Origin of the sequence: Pseudomonas sp. NFACC43 (genome assembly GCF_900119645.1) — a bacterium.
GTDB lineage: Bacteria > Pseudomonadota > Gammaproteobacteria > Pseudomonadales > Pseudomonadaceae > Aquipseudomonas.
Window position 1 is genome coordinate 150,529 of record NZ_FPKK01000013.1, and the last position, 14,207, is coordinate 164,735.

Consider the following 14,207-nt stretch of genomic DNA (forward strand, 5'->3'; position numbering starts at 1 on the left):
GTCTCTATCTCGGGCGGGCCTTGTGGGCGGCCCGATGGGTTAAGGCAGGCGAAAGGCCGGCCAGGGCGAGCCCCGGCCGGCAAACAGACTTACCAGCAGATGCCTTCTGTCCGGCCATTCGGTGATGTGGCCTTGGACATGAAACCAACCAGGTCGATGACCTGCTTGCCTTCCGGTACGTTCTCGGTCAGCGAGCGGAATTTCTCGTCGCGGTTGCCGAGGATGATGATGTCGGAGTTGTCGATCACCGAGTCGAAATCTGAGTTGAGCAAGGACGAGACGTGAGGGATCTTCGACTCGATGTAATCCTTGTTCGCACCGTGGACGCGGGCGTATTCGACGTTGCTGTCGTAGATGCGCAGGTCGTAGCCCTTGCCGATCAGCATTTCCGCCAGTTCCACCAACGGGCTTTCGCGCAGGTCGTCGGTACCGGCCTTGAAGCTCAGGCCCAGCAGGGCGACCTTGCGTTTGTCGTGGGCGGAGACGATGTCGAAGGCGTTCTGCACCTGGGATTCGTTGCTGCGCATCAGCGAGTTGAGCAGCGGCGCTTCCACGTCCAGGCTGCTGGCGCGATAGGTCAGGGCGCGAACGTCCTTGGGCAGGCACGATCCGCCGAAGGCGAAGCCTGGGCGCATGTAGTACTGGGACAGGTTCAGGGCCTTGTCCTGGCAGACCACGTCCATCACTTCACGACCATCGACGCCTACGGCCTTGGCGATGTTGCCGATTTCGTTGGCGAAGGTCACCTTGGTGGCGTGCCAGACGTTGCAGGTGTACTTGATCATCTCGGCGACGGCGATATCCTTGCGGATGATCGGCGCATCGAGCTCTTCGTACAGCGATTGCAGAACGTCGCCGGAGGCCTTGTCGAACTCGCCGATGACAGTCATCGGTGGCTGGTCGTAGTCCTTGATGGCGGTGCTTTCACGCAGGAACTCAGGGTTGACCGCGACGCCGAAATCGACGCCAGCCTTTTTGCCGGAGCAGTCTTCGAGGATCGGGATCACTACGTTCGCTACGGTGCCTGGCAGAACGGTACTGCGAACCACGATGGTGTGGCGGGTCGTCTTGTCGCGCAGGACAAAACCGATTTCGCGGCACACGGCTTCGATGTAGTTCAGTTCCAGGTCGCCGTTTTTCTTGCTCGGTGTACCGACGCAGATCATCGACAGATCGGTATCGCGAATGGCTTCGGCGAAGTTGGTAGTACCGCGCAAACGGCCCGTTTGAATACCTTGTGCCAGCAACTCTCCAAGACCCGGTTCAACGATCGGCGACTTGCCGGCGTTGATCATATCGATCTTGTCCTTGGCGACATCAACGCCAACCACATCATGGCCCCGTGCAGACAGGCAACCGGCACATACTGCACCGACGTAACCCAAACCAAATATGCTAATGCGCATCGCATTTACCTCTGTTTTCACGCCATTAAATGGCCGGAGTTAATAGTGTTCAGCGGTCATAGTGCACTCGGAAGTGTGGAATGCAGGCGCCACAATGCCGTGTGCAGGCATACTAAGTTCCGAGTGTCTAAATAATTGCACTCAAGTTGTGCGCAAAGCGGCCTAGTTGTTATGACCTGCCCTGTTATGCAGCCGGTCCTCGTTGTCGGGGACGTCCGTGCAAAGGTCTTACACTTCTGATTCCTGGCGAAAAGCCCACAAAATCAGAAGGTTGTGTGCTCGGGTGAACACGTTATAGGGGCGCAGCCTTGGCCTTTGTAGGGGATAGTGATGGTGCGTTATCTCCTGTCCTTTCATATTGGATCCCAATAGGCGACCGTTTCGCTTAGTTGTCGTGACAACTTGGTTACTCTGGCCGACGTCCTGCGTAAGTTATCTCGTACACGAGTGCCGAGAATCGTTACGGGTGGTATGAGCCGTGCATTTGAACATAGTTCCGATCCGCTCATCGCGATTTCAGAAATTTTTCGAAATATCTGCCTAGATGGCACTGCTCTCACGGTGATGGCACTTGCGGTTTTGGCCTTTAGTTACGGGGAGTTAAAAGGCTTAGATAGTTTTGTGCCACTATCGTTGAAAATTTTCCGTGCCACTACGGAAAAAACTGACATCTGTCGAGTGAAAGAAAAGTTAGCGCGGGAGTTGTCTTTTATATTGACGCCAAGAAAGTGACGAAGTGGGCGGGGGAGTGAGATGACATGCAGGCGGTTGATCGAGGCCCCCGATTAGGGGGCTCGAAGGGGAACGCGTCATTGCGGTGCGTGATCGCGCAGGAAGACCAGTTTTTGCGATGAAGACTGTTGCGCACTGAAGCGATAACCCTGCACATCGAACTGCTTGAGCAAGTGCGGGTCGTTGATGCGTTCCTGAATGACGAAGCGGCTCATCAGGCCTCGGGCTTTCTTGGCGTAGAAGCTGATGATCTTGTACTGGCCGTTCTTCAGGTCCTTGAACTCGGTATCGATGACGCGCGCTTTCAAGGCGCTGCGCTTGACCGCCGAAAAGTATTCGTTGGACGCCAGGTTCAACAACACATCGTCGCCCTGGTCGGCCAACGCTTCGTTCAGCCATTCGCTGATGCGGGTACCCCAGAAGGCATACAGGTCCTTGCCTCGGGCATTGGCCAGTTTGGTGCCCATTTCCAGACGATAGGGCTGCATCAGGTCCAGCGGCCGCAACAGGCCATACAGGCCGGACAGCATGCGCAGGTGTCGTTGGGCGTGATCGAAATCGGCTTCGCTGAAGCTCTGCGCGTCGAGGCCGGTGTACACGTCGCCCTTGAAGGCCAGCAGCGCCTGCCTGGCATTGTCCGGGGTGAATGCCGGTGTCCAGCTGCCGAACCGCGCGGCATTCAGGCCGCCGATCTTGTCGGAGACATGCATCAGTTCGCTGATCTGGGCCGGCGAGAGTTCGCGCAATTGCTCGATCAGCTCCTGGGAGTGGTCCAGGTATCGCGGCTGGGTAAAGCGAGCGGTGGCCGGCGGTGTTTCATAATCGAGGGTCTTGGCGGGGGAAATCACCATCAGCATGCAATCGTCTCCTTCAAAGTTGCCGCGATTCTAGGGGGTTGTCCGGGTGGACTCCAGCTATCGAGGCAATAGGTGATCGGTGGTGGGGGATAGCGGTAGGGATTCATGCGCATGGCCTCGCCACAGGATCGGCTATGATGCCGCGCGGGTTTCGTTATGGAGACATCCCTTTTGCGCATTGCTCTTCTTTTGTCGGCCTGGCTGTTGAGCCTCGGTGCCATGGCCGCGCCCAACGATATCGCCACCCTGGATCGCAGCACCTGGCCGGAGCAACTCACCAGTGCGACGTTGTTCGATGTGGCTTCCCGGGCCGAGATCCTGATGTTCGCCAGGGTCCTGCTCGACACCGATGCCATGGACGAAATCGCCCTCAAGCAGTACCTGGGCCTGCGCTCGATCAACATGGTGGCGATCGATAACCTCCGGGCACGGCTGTGGCAGCGCTTGTTGAGCAGCTACAACTTCGCCCAGCGCAGCTGTGACCAGGATGCTTCCTTCTGTTATCTGGTGGAAGACATGGCTTCCCTGCGCCAGGAGGCGGGTCGCTTCCATCTCGACGACAATTCCTTCTACATCAAGTGGGCCGGACCGAGCCGGATCTTCCATACCCAATACCGGGACGAGTTGTTGCGCAAGGCCGCGCTGTTTCCCCAGTCCAGCAGCGAGGTCGAGCGTTTCGGCGATTACGAGCGCAATGGCGAGGGCATGCACGACCGGCTGTTCCTGCTGACCTTCGACAGCGGTGCCAACGTTGTTCCGGACAACACGCCCTGGCTGACCGATTACCTGCGCAAATCGAACATGAACGGCACGTTCTTCGTGTTGGGCAAGGACATCCAGGCGCGCCTGGCGGATCGTTCGGTCAACGACCTGCAATCACTGTATTCGGGGCAATGCGTGGGGGTGCAGGGCTGGGAGTTCCGCTCCCACAGCTATTGGAAAGACTGGCAGGACTCGGTGCGGCGCAGTGTCGAGCTGGTCAAGGGCAGGCTGCCGGAGAACTACGTGCCGCTGTTCCGTCCCCCCCAGGGACAACGTCGTGGCGATGCCCAGGCCTTCTTCCGCAACCAGGGCCTGCAGGTGGCGCTCTGGGACATCGATCCCATGGACAGCAGCAACCGGCTCAAGCCCGAGCAAAGCGCCCAGCGCGCATTGACCCTGATGCTGCTCTGGCGCCATGGGGTGATCAACTTCAATGCCAAGCAGGATGCGGTGAAGACGGCGTTGCCCTGGCTCATGACGCAAACGGCGCAGAGCGGGATCGGCTGGGAAGATTGTCAGGAGGCGTTCCGCTGAACCCGCAAGGGCCCGGAAACATTGGGGAAAAGGAAAATCTTCGGGCGCATTCGTGGCGACCGGACTTCCGACTTTAACGGGGTAGCGACGGTACGCCAAGGGCTTTTCGTCACTCTGAAAAATAAACTTCAAAAAAGCGTCAAAGTGCTTTTTCCTGTCATGGTTTTTGGAGTATCAAGAAGTCAGACCGCCGAAACCTGCAACACAGGTGGCGTCTTCCAAGACCCAGTTTGTGTGCAGTTCACCTGAGCCCTCGCGGGTGAATTCGGTGGCTACCTCGAGGCGCAGCACCGTCATGGTATTGCGTCGAATGGCCCCCACAAAGGTGACCGAGTATGGATGACCACGGACGTAGCCCTTCCTCCAACAAGCCAATCCTTTATGTACTCGATACCAACGTATTGATCCACGATCCAAACGCACTTCTGAACTTCGAAGAACACCACGTTGCCATTCCGATGACCGTGCTCGAAGAGCTGGACAAGCTCAAGAGCGGCCATCACAGCGTGGCGGCCGAGTGCCGGCAGGCGATTCGCCTGATCGACAAGACCCTGGGGGATGCTTCTCCCGAGGATGTCGAGCTGGGTGTGCCGATCCAGCGTGGCAAAAGCGGCCCCAAGGGCCTGCTCTCGATCCTGATGAGCAAGCGCACCGAACCCAACCTCGTACTGCCCGAGCACCTGAACGACAACATCATCATCAACCAGTTGATCGACCTGCACGCCCGCAATACGGACCAGGCCGTGGTGCTGGTGACCAAAGACATCAACATGCGCCTCAAGGCCCGCGCCTGCGGGATCGCGGCAGAGGACTACAGCACTGACCAGCTGGTGGACGACGTCTCCCTGTTGCCCAACGGCTATCACACCATGGCCGGCTCCTTCTGGGACCGCGTGAGCAAGGTCGATACCCGCCAGGACCACGGCCGTACCTGGCACCAGGTGCAATTGATCGACAACCTGCCGGCGGTGCACATCAACGAGTTCATCATCGATGAGCAGGGGTTCGTCGGCTGGATCAAGGAAATCGAGGACGACAAGCTGCTGATTCTGGACCTGCACCAGGAGCCTTTGCTGCATCAGGAAGCGTGGGGGCTCAAGCCGCGTGACATCTACCAGAGCCTGGCCCTGTTCGCCTTGCTCGACCCCGATATCCACCTGGTCAACCTGTCCGGTGCCGCCGGCTCCGGCAAGACCATCCTGGCCCTGGCCGCCGCCATCGAGCAGACCATGGTCAGCAAGCGCTACCGGCGCATCATCGCCACCCGCAGCGTGCAAGGCCTGGACCAGGAAATCGGCTTCCTGCCCGGCACCGAGGCGGAAAAAATGGAGCCCTGGCTGGGGGCTATCACCGACAACCTCGAAGCCTTGCACATGGATGACGAAAGCACCCATGGCAGCGTCGACTACATCCTCAGCAAAGTGCCGCTGCAGTTCAAATCCCTCAACTACATTCGAGGCCGCAGCTTCCAGCAGAGCCTGATCCTGATCGATGAATGCCAGAACCTCACCCCGCACCAGATGAAGACCATCATCACCCGTGCCGGCGCCGGTTCGAAAGTGGTGTGCCTGGGGAACCTGGCACAGATCGATACCCCTTACCTGTCCGCGACCAGCTCCGGGCTGACCTACCTGACCGAACGCTTCAAGGACTTCCCCAACGGGGTCCACATCACCCTGCAGGGCGTACCGCGCTCGATCCTGGCCGAATACGCCGAATCGCACCTGTAACCCAACCGGGCGGCCTTCAAGCCGCCCGGTTTTTTATGGTTTTACAAAAAAACTGTGGGAGCGAGCTTGCGCGCTCCCACAAGGGGGGTCGCAGTGACTTCCGAATCCAAGACGCAAGTGGGTGCGACAATCAACCCTGCCGGAATCTGACTCACGGGTTTACAATCGAGGCTCCTGATCAGGAGTAACCCTGTGCTGACTCATCTCGATTCCCAAGGTCGCGCCAATATGGTCGACGTGACCGACAAGGCCGTGACATTCCGTGAGGCCACGGCCGAAGCCTTTGTGCGCATGTTGCCCGACACACTGCAGATGATCGTCAGTGGCGGCCACCCCAAGGGCGATGTGTTCGCCGTCGCGCGCATTGCCGCCATCCAGGCGGCCAAGAAGACCAGCGATCTGATCCCGCTCTGCCATCCGTTGATGCTCACCAGCGTGAAAGTCGAACTCAGCGCCGAAGGCCAGGAGCGGGTACGCATCGTTGCCCGATGCAAGCTGTCCGGGCAGACCGGGGTGGAAATGGAGGCCCTCACCGCCGCCAGCGTCGCCGCGCTGACTATCTACGACATGTGCAAGGCCGTGGACCGGGGCATGACCATCGAAGGTGTGCGGGTGCTGGAGAAACTCGGCGGCAAGAGCGGCCACTTCCAGGCGGATGCGCCATGAAGATTACCGTGAGGTTCTTTGCGCGTTATCGCGAGGCGTTGGGCGTGGACTCGGAGCGGGTCGAGGGTGAGTTCGGCACGCTGGACGATGTTCGCGTTTTCCTGGCGGCGCGCCAGGGGTTCGAGGTGTTGAGCGAGCAAAACCTGATGTGCGCTCGCAACGAAGAACTGTGCCAGCTCGACGAGCCGCTGGCGGACGGCGATGAAGTTGCATTCTTTCCCACCGTGACCGGGGGCTGAGCCATGGCGATTCGTGTGCAGGTCGATCCGTTCGACCCGGGTACCGAAGTCAACGCGATGCACGCCGCCAATGTCGGTGTGGGGGCGGTGGTGAGTTTCGTCGGCTACGTGCGTGATTTCAATGACGGCCTCGATGTGTCCGGGATGTTCCTTGAGCATTACCCGGGGATGACCGAAAAAGCCCTGGGCAAGATCGCCACCGAAGCCGAGCAGCGCTGGCCGTTGTTGAAGCTCGAAGTGTTGCACCGCATCGGTGCCCTGGAGCCGGGCGAGCCGATTGTCTTCGTCGCGGCCGCCAGCGCCCATCGCCAGGCAGCATTCGACGCTTGCGCCTTTGTCATGGACTACCTCAAGACCCGCGCTCCGTTCTGGAAAAAGGAAAACACCATCGATGGTCCGCGCTGGGTCGAAGGGCGGGACAGTGATCATGCGGCGGCGGATCGCTGGAAGCGGTAAGTCCCCCCTGTAGTTTTTCCGCAGGCCATGAGTCCGTCATCGCGAGCAAGCTCGCTCCCACAGGGGATCCTTGATGCATAAAGATCCCGTGTTGGGGCGAGCTTGCTCGCGATGAGGCCATCAGCCACCCATCCCATTGCCCTGCCTGCCGATTGACGATGTGTACATTAAAGTCCAGTATGGATTCATAAGTACACGTAAGTCATCGCCTCACCTTTCTCTGCCAAACCAACAACAACCCGCGAGAGAACACCATGAAAAAACTCCCCCTCATCACCGGCCTGGCCTTGGGCCTGTTGGCCTCCAGCAGCCTGCTCGCCGCCGAGAAAACCTTGAGGATCGGTATCGAGGCAGCCTATCCACCGTTTGCATCCAAGACCTCGGAAGGAAAAATCGAAGGTTTCGACTACGACATCGGCAATGCCTTGTGCGCCCAGATGCAGGTCAAGTGCGAGTGGGTCGAGGGGGAGTTCGATGGGCTAATTCCATCGCTGAAGGTGAAGAAGATCGACATGGCCCTTTCTTCCATGACGATTACTGAGGAACGCAAGAAATCGGTGGATTTCACCCACAAGTATTACTTCACCTCATCGCGACTGGTCATGAAGGAAGGCGCGGTGGTCGATGACCAGTACGCCAGCCTCAAGGGCAAGTCCGTGGGTGTGCAACGAGCCACCACCACGGATCGCTACGCCACTGAAGTGCTTGAGCCCAAGGGCGTGACGGTCAAGCGCTACAGCAACAACGAAGAAATCTACATGGACCTGGCGTCAGGTCGTCTGGATGCGATTTTCGCCGACACCATCCCGCTGGAAGACTTCCTGTCGATGCCCCGTGGCAAGGGCTACGCGTTTGTCGGTCCTGAACTCAAGGACCCGAAATACGTCGGTGAAGGCGCCGGCATCGCGGTGCGCAAAGGTAATACCCAACTGGTGGCGGACTTGAACAAGGCCATCGATGGGATTCGGGCCAGTGGGAAATACCAGGAGATCCAGGCCAGGTATTTCAAGTCGGATATCTACGGCGACTGATTGACCGCTATCGCGAGCAGGCTCGCTCCCACAGGGGATTTGGGTCGTACCCGATCAGTACGATGAGATCGAATGTGGGAGCGAGCCTGCCCGCGAAGGCGCCAGGCCAAGCTATACGAATCCTACCCCTTCAACTCCTTCAAATGCTTGTACACCGTCGCCCGCCCCATGTTCAGCACATTGGCCACATAGTTGGAGGCGCTCTTGCCCTTGAAAGCGCCTTCGGCGTGCAGGGCCAGCACCAACTCGCGTTTGTGATCGCGGGTAAGCAGGTTCAGGCTCAGCTGGCGTTCACGCATCCAGGCATGCAGGAAGGTGTTGATACGCTCCTGCCAGTCATCGCGAAACAGTGAATCCGGCTGCGGGATCAGCTTACCCGGCGACAGGAACAGGTCCAGCGCGGCCTTGGCATTTTCCAGCAGTGAAATATTCAGATTGATGCACAGCACCGCCAAGGGCTGGCCGTTCGCATCGCGCAGCACGCTGCTGAGGCTGCGAATCTTCTGGCCGTCCCAGTTGAGCTTTTCGTAAGGCCCGATGTTACGTTCGCTGACCCCTTCGCTGAGCATGTCTTCCAGGGACGAGTCATCGCCAATCACGCGCTTGGACAGGTTATTGGCGATGTAATCGACTTTCTGTGTGCGCAGGTCGTGCAGCACCACTTCGGCGTGGGGGTAGAACAGCGTGGCGATGGCATCGGCGATGATGTGGAAGTTATCCAGTGCCGGATCGGTTTGCGGGGCGTTCATGACAAGGGCTCCAGGCAGCGTCAGCGCCCCGTGAAGCGGGGGCGCTGGGAGTTTGCCGCAATCGTGGCGATGCGTCACTCGCAGGACGATCAACCCAGGCGCGAGGGCGACAGCATTTCGCTGCTCAGGCCGAAGCGAACCAGGGCCTCGGGCAGCGGTTCGCCGCGAACCAGCGCCGCACTGGCCTGGCCCATGGCCGGGGAAGTCTGGATGCCATAGCCGCCCTGTGCCGCGACCCAGAACAGGCCTGGCACCTGTGGATCGAAGCCGCAGAGCAGATCCCCATCGCGCACGAAACTGCGCAGCCCGGCCCAGGTCCGGGTCGGGCGGCGAATGGTCAGGGTCGTGGCTTGTTCGATCTGGTAGATGCCCATGGCGATGTCCAGTTCTTCGGGCTGGACGTCATGAGGCTCCACCGGATCGGCATTGGCTGGGGAGCCGAGGAACATGCCGGCGTCGGGCTTCATGTAGAAGGACTCGTCGAGGCTCACCAGCATGGGCCAGTCATGGATGTCCACGCCGTCGGGGCCGGCGAAGATGAAAGCCGCGCGCCGCTTGGGCTGCAGGCCCAGCGCCCGGGCGCCGGCCAGTTGTGCCACCTGGTCGGCCCAGGCCCCGGCGGCGTTGATCAGGACCTGTGCGGTAAAGGTCTGGCCGGTGGTCTTGACCTGCCACAGGCCCTGGGCATCGCGGCTCACTTGCAGCACTTCGCTGTCGGTGTGCACTTCACCGCCGCCGCGGCGGATCCCTCGCAGGTAGCCCTGGTGCAAGGCATCGGTGTCGATGTCGGCGGCCGTGGGATCGTAGATGGCGCCATGCACGTTTTCTCGCCGCAGTATCGGCAGCCGCACACAGGCCTCTTCGGCGCTGAGCAGTTGCATCTGCGGCACCGTGGCCTTGGCGCTGAGGTATTGATTGTTCAGCTCGGCGGGATCGCCGGTGAAGTCCACGGTCATTTCACCGCGCGGGCTGAGCAGGGGGTGTTCGCAGAAACCGGGCGGCGGTGCGTCGAAGAAATCACGGCTGGCCTGGGTCAGCGCACGTACCTGGGGTGTGCCGTAGGCGGCGGTGTACAGGGCCGCCGAGCGTCCGGTGGAATGGTAGGCCGGGTGGGATTCGCGTTCGAGCACGATGACCCGCCCGTGGGGAGCCAGCCAGTAACCGGTGGAAGCTCCGGCAATGCCGCCGCCGATGATGATGAAGTCTGCTGAGGTCATGAAGCTCTCCAGTGGAGCACGGTGCTGGGAGTTTAGAAATAACCGTGGGGGCGAGCTTGCTCGCGATGCGGCCTGACAGTCGACATTACTGGTGACTGAACCACCGCTATCGCGCGCAAGCTCGTTCCCCCAAGGGAATGTGGTATGTCAGTTGTGAAGTCGGTAAAGCGCATTCGCCAATGCAATATCTTCCAGGCCCAGGCCGATGGAACGGAAGAACACATGGCGTTGATAGTCCGGGCGGGCGACCTGTCCACTGAGCAACCCGGGCAAGTCGCCAACGATGCTCGACGTCTGCCAACCGTGCTGTTCGCCAGCGATCAGCATTTCACCGGCCGAGCCCGGGGTGGTCTGACGATAGTCGCAGAACACGTCCATGTCGTTGAGGCTCTGCGGCGGCACTTCGTGGGCGCGCGGGGCGTTGGTGCTGATGGAGGTGATCAATGCCGGTTTGCCCAAGGTCTGCGGGTCGAACACAGCTTTGGCGGACGAAGTGCAGAGCATCACCACGTCGGCGTCGAGCAGCGCCGTTTCAAGGCTGTCGGCAATTTCCAGGCGAGGGTCCAGCCCGGTGATCGAGGCCACGGCCTGCGCTGTCTTGTGCTTCAGGCCCGGCGAGTAGAGGCGGATGCCTTGCCAGTCCCGCAGCCCCTTGACGTACTGCACGTGGGCTCGGGCCACCGCGCCGCTGCCGATGACCGCGAGGCGCCGGGACTGGAGCGGGGCGAGGGCATCGACAGCGACGGCCGTGGTAGCGGCGGTGCGGGCGGTCGTCAGCTCGGCGGCATCACATAGCAACAGCGGCTGGCCGGTCCGCATCGACATCAACAAGGTCCAGGCGGTCACCAACGGGCCCTGTTCGCGCACGATATAGGGCGAGGTCTTGATCCCGTAGACCTGGTCTTCAGCCAGGACGCCCAGGTAGTTGATGAAATCCCCGGCGCCCTGGGGGAACTCCACGAGTTGCTGGGCCGGTTGCACGGCTTGCCCGGCGGCGAGATCGCGGAACAGCTTGCGCAGGATGTGCGGCACGTCGATGCGCTGGAGCAGTTCGACGGCTTCGGCCTGGGTCATCACATAGGGCGTGCTGGGCATCGGGGCTCCGGGATCTTAAACTATTTTGTCCATTATGGACTTTTAGTTTATCAAGGCAATATCCCCGAGACAAAAAAAAGCGCAGCCTCGATGGCTGCGCTGTTTCGTTACCGTACTGCGTTCCTGCGTTCGGTTCAGGCCGTTACGGACGCTTGCGCTCAACCGGGCGCAGCAGGTGGGTCGGTGGCATCTCGCAACTGATCTTGCGACCCAGCAGCGCCTCGATGGACGGCAACTGATAGGAGTCGTCCTCACCGGCGAAGCTGATGGACACGCCTTCGGCACCCGCGCGCCCGGTACGGCCGATCCGGTGCACGTAGTCGTCCGGCACTTCCGGCAGGGTGAAGTTGATCACGTGGCTGATGCCGTCGATGTGGATGCCGCGCCCGGCCACGTCGGTGGCCACCAGCACACGGATCTTGCCTTCGCGGAAACCTTCCAGCGTCTTGATGCGCTTGTGCTGGGGCACGTCGCCCGAGAGCTGGGCGGCGTTGACGCCATCGCGCACCAGGCGCTCCTCGATGCGCCGCACTTCGTCCTTGCGGTTGGCGAACACCATCACCCGCTCCCAACCGTTGTCGTTGATCAGGTTGTAGAGCAGCTTGTATTTGTCGGCGCCGGCCACGGCATAGATATGCTGTTCGACGTTTTCGCTGGCGACGTTCTCGGCTTCGATCTCGACGATGGCCGGGTCGGTGGTCCATTGCTTGGCCAGGTTCATCACGTCGTCGGTGAAGGTGGCGGAGAACAGCAGGGTCTGGCGTTCGCTTTTCGGCGGGGTCTGGCGAATGATCTGGCGAACCTGGGGAATGAAGCCCATGTCGAGCATGCGGTCGGCTTCGTCCAGCACCATCACTTCGACCATGTCCAGGTGCACGTCGCCACGCTGGTTGAAATCCAGCAGCCGGCCTGGCGTCGCGACCAGGATGTCGCAGTGGCGGGCTTCGAGGTGCTTGAGCTGTTTGTCGAAGTCCATGCCGCCGACGAATGTCATGACATTCAGGCCGGTGTACTTGGTCAGGTCCGCGGCGTCCTTGGCGATCTGTACCACCAACTCACGGGTCGGCGCGATGATCAGCGCCCGTGGTTCGCCCATATAGCGTTCTTTGGGCGGCGGGGTCTGGAGCAGCTGGGTGATGATGGAAATCAGGAACGCGGCGGTCTTGCCGGTACCGGTCTGGGCGCGGCCGATGGCGTCCTTGCCGGCGAGGGTGTAACCCAGCACCTGGGCCTGGATCGGCGTGCAGTACGGAAAACCCAGGTCCTGGATGGCGTGCATCAGCTCCGGGGCGAGCTTGAAGTCATGGAAGCGGGTCTTGCCTTCCTGGGGTTCGACGACGAAGTCCTCGAGTTTCCAGGCGACGGCCGGCGGCTTGGGTGCGCGTTCCCGGCGTGGCTTCGGGGATTCGCTGCGTGGCTTGTGCGGCGCTTGCGGGGGGACAGGCTGGGCCGCGGGCTCCTTCGCCTCTGCAACAGGCGCGGGGCGGCGCGATTGCTGCGGCGCTTCGGTACGGCTCGGGCCGTGTACGGGAGCGCTGGCGCCAGGCGCGAGTTGCTCGGCCTCGCTTTTACCGAACATCTTCTTGAGTGCTTTGAGCACGGTCATCTCATCGATTGGTTAAGGAATGTACGCCGGCCAGTGTAATGCAAGAAACGGGCGCGGCGTAGTGGGATTGTCACGGGGGCTGATGTGGCGATCTGCCTCTTAACGCAACCGCTCGGCGAGCCAGGTGCCGATGTCGCGAATCTCCTCGGGTAACACTTCGTGGCCCATTGGGTATTCCTGCCATGTCACGGTGACACCATGGTGCTTCAGATACTCCTTGGCGGTCCGCCCCATGGGATTGAGCACCACTTCGTCATATTGGCCGTGCAGTGCCAGGACCGGGATGCGTTGCTGGCTGGCCGACAGTTGCAGGTCGTCGCTGAACGTCGGTGCGTAGGTCGAGAGCGCGATCACGCCACCCAGCGGCCCCTGCCATTTCACGAAGGCGGTGTGATACACGACCGCGCCGCCCTGGGAAAAACCCGCCAGGAAAATCCGCGAGGCGTCTATTCCGCCGGCTCGCTGGCTAGCCATCAGGTCGAGGACTCGCTGCGCCGAGGCTTCCAGCTGCTGCTCGTCGATGGCACGTGCCGGGCTCAGGGCGCGGATGTCGTACCAGCTGGGCATCGCATAGCCGCCGTTGATCGTTACTGGCTGGGTCGGCGCCTGGGGCAGAACGAAACGTGTCGTGTGCAGGCTTTGCTGCAGCATCTCGGCGACCGGCATGAAATCATAACGATCGGCGCCCAGGCCGTGGAGCCAGATAACGCACGCGTCGGCGGTGCGGCTGGGCTCGAGAATCAGGGGGTCGGTCATGGTGTGCTCCAAATCTGTGCGGGTGCGCCCAATCAGTGCGTGATTACGGTGCGCGCCTGGTTCCTCAGTTAATTAGATGTCGCAAACTTGCAACTTTTTGTCTTGACGTGTCTCGCAAGGGCCAAGCGTAGCGGTCTGGTACGGGCTTTGCTATGGGGTTGCTGAGTGATGATTCTTACGCTGCGCGGTAACACTATCAGCTCGACGCGACGCTTGGGATATCAGAAATCCGGTGATGGATGTTCGCCAATAGCCGCTACGGGCTTCGCGAACGTGAAGGGCTACAGCCCGTTCGGCCGATTGGTGAGAAGTGAGTATGGCCCACCGACTGTGGACGTTCTCATTAATAGACTCATAGCGAAGGTCCAGAC

General features: G+C 60.6%; 14 protein-coding genes. 7 read left to right on the forward strand and 7 right to left on the reverse strand.

Going from position 1 to position 14,207, the window contains the following annotated elements; genetic code table 11:
* Positions 1-89: 89 nt before the first annotated feature.
* Positions 90-1,406, reverse strand: a complete 1,317-nt coding sequence (locus BT179_RS21045; protein ID WP_072397077.1) for a nucleotide sugar dehydrogenase — start codon at positions 1,404-1,406, stop codon at positions 90-92.
* A gap of 471 nt (positions 1,407-1,877) precedes the next feature.
* Between BT179_RS21045 and BT179_RS26585 the strand changes: the two genes are divergently transcribed.
* Entirely contained in the window at positions 1,878-2,138 is a 261-nt protein-coding gene (locus BT179_RS26585; protein WP_143148721.1) for a hypothetical protein, read from the forward strand.
* A gap of 77 nt (positions 2,139-2,215) precedes the next feature.
* Here BT179_RS26585 and yaaA read toward each other — a convergent pair whose 3' ends face one another.
* Complete coding sequence (gene yaaA, locus BT179_RS21050) at positions 2,216-2,995, reverse strand: peroxide stress protein YaaA (RefSeq protein WP_072431574.1); 780 nt, start codon at positions 2,993-2,995, stop codon at positions 2,216-2,218.
* 171 nt (positions 2,996-3,166) lie between these two features.
* Between yaaA and BT179_RS21055 the strand changes: the two genes are divergently transcribed.
* From BT179_RS21055 to BT179_RS21080, 6 genes are all read left to right on the forward strand, one after another.
* Positions 3,167-4,291 carry a polysaccharide deacetylase family protein gene (locus tag BT179_RS21055; RefSeq protein ID WP_072397213.1) on the forward strand — a complete coding sequence of 375 codons (1,125 nt, stop codon included), beginning with the start codon at positions 3,167-3,169 and terminating at the stop codon, positions 4,289-4,291.
* Between the two features lie 335 nt (positions 4,292-4,626).
* Entirely contained in the window at positions 4,627-6,021 is a 1,395-nt protein-coding gene (locus tag BT179_RS21060; RefSeq protein WP_072397081.1) for a PhoH family protein, read from the forward strand.
* Between the two features lie 192 nt (positions 6,022-6,213).
* Positions 6,214-6,687 carry a cyclic pyranopterin monophosphate synthase MoaC gene (gene moaC / locus BT179_RS21065; RefSeq protein ID WP_072397083.1) on the forward strand — a complete coding sequence of 158 codons (474 nt, stop codon included), beginning with the start codon at positions 6,214-6,216 and terminating at the stop codon, positions 6,685-6,687.
* Entirely contained in the window at positions 6,684-6,926 is a 243-nt protein-coding gene (locus BT179_RS21070) for a MoaD/ThiS family protein (protein WP_072397085.1), read from the forward strand. Before moaC ends, BT179_RS21070 begins: the two co-directional genes overlap by 4 nt.
* A 3-nt stretch (positions 6,927-6,929) precedes the next feature.
* Positions 6,930-7,382, forward strand: a complete 453-nt coding sequence (gene moaE, locus BT179_RS21075) for a molybdopterin synthase catalytic subunit MoaE (protein WP_072397087.1) — start codon at positions 6,930-6,932, stop codon at positions 7,380-7,382.
* Positions 7,383-7,636: 254 nt separating this feature from the next.
* Complete coding sequence (locus tag BT179_RS21080) at positions 7,637-8,413, forward strand: ABC transporter substrate-binding protein (RefSeq protein WP_072431575.1); 777 nt, start codon at positions 7,637-7,639, stop codon at positions 8,411-8,413.
* A gap of 122 nt (positions 8,414-8,535) precedes the next feature.
* Here the strand turns inward: BT179_RS21080 and BT179_RS21085 are convergent, their stop codons facing one another.
* The 5 genes from BT179_RS21085 to BT179_RS21105 form a co-directional block, all read right to left on the reverse strand.
* Complete coding sequence (locus tag BT179_RS21085) at positions 8,536-9,162, reverse strand: helix-turn-helix transcriptional regulator (RefSeq protein ID WP_072397101.1); 627 nt, start codon at positions 9,160-9,162, stop codon at positions 8,536-8,538.
* A gap of 89 nt (positions 9,163-9,251) precedes the next feature.
* Complete coding sequence (locus BT179_RS21090; RefSeq protein WP_072397103.1) at positions 9,252-10,379, reverse strand: NAD(P)/FAD-dependent oxidoreductase; 1,128 nt, start codon at positions 10,377-10,379, stop codon at positions 9,252-9,254.
* Positions 10,380-10,526: 147 nt separating this feature from the next.
* A complete protein-coding gene (locus tag BT179_RS21095; protein WP_072397105.1) occupies positions 10,527-11,474 on the reverse strand; it encodes an ornithine cyclodeaminase family protein in 948 nt (315 codons plus the stop codon).
* Positions 11,475-11,616: 142 nt separating this feature from the next.
* Positions 11,617-13,080, reverse strand: coding sequence for an ATP-dependent RNA helicase RhlB (rhlB, locus tag BT179_RS21100; protein WP_072397134.1), 1,464 nt, complete (start codon positions 13,078-13,080; stop codon positions 11,617-11,619).
* Between the two features lie 99 nt (positions 13,081-13,179).
* Positions 13,180-13,836: an alpha/beta hydrolase gene (locus tag BT179_RS21105; protein ID WP_072397136.1), complete on the reverse strand. Its 657-nt coding sequence runs from the start codon at positions 13,834-13,836 to the stop codon at positions 13,180-13,182.
* Positions 13,837-14,207: the final 371 nt, after the last annotated feature.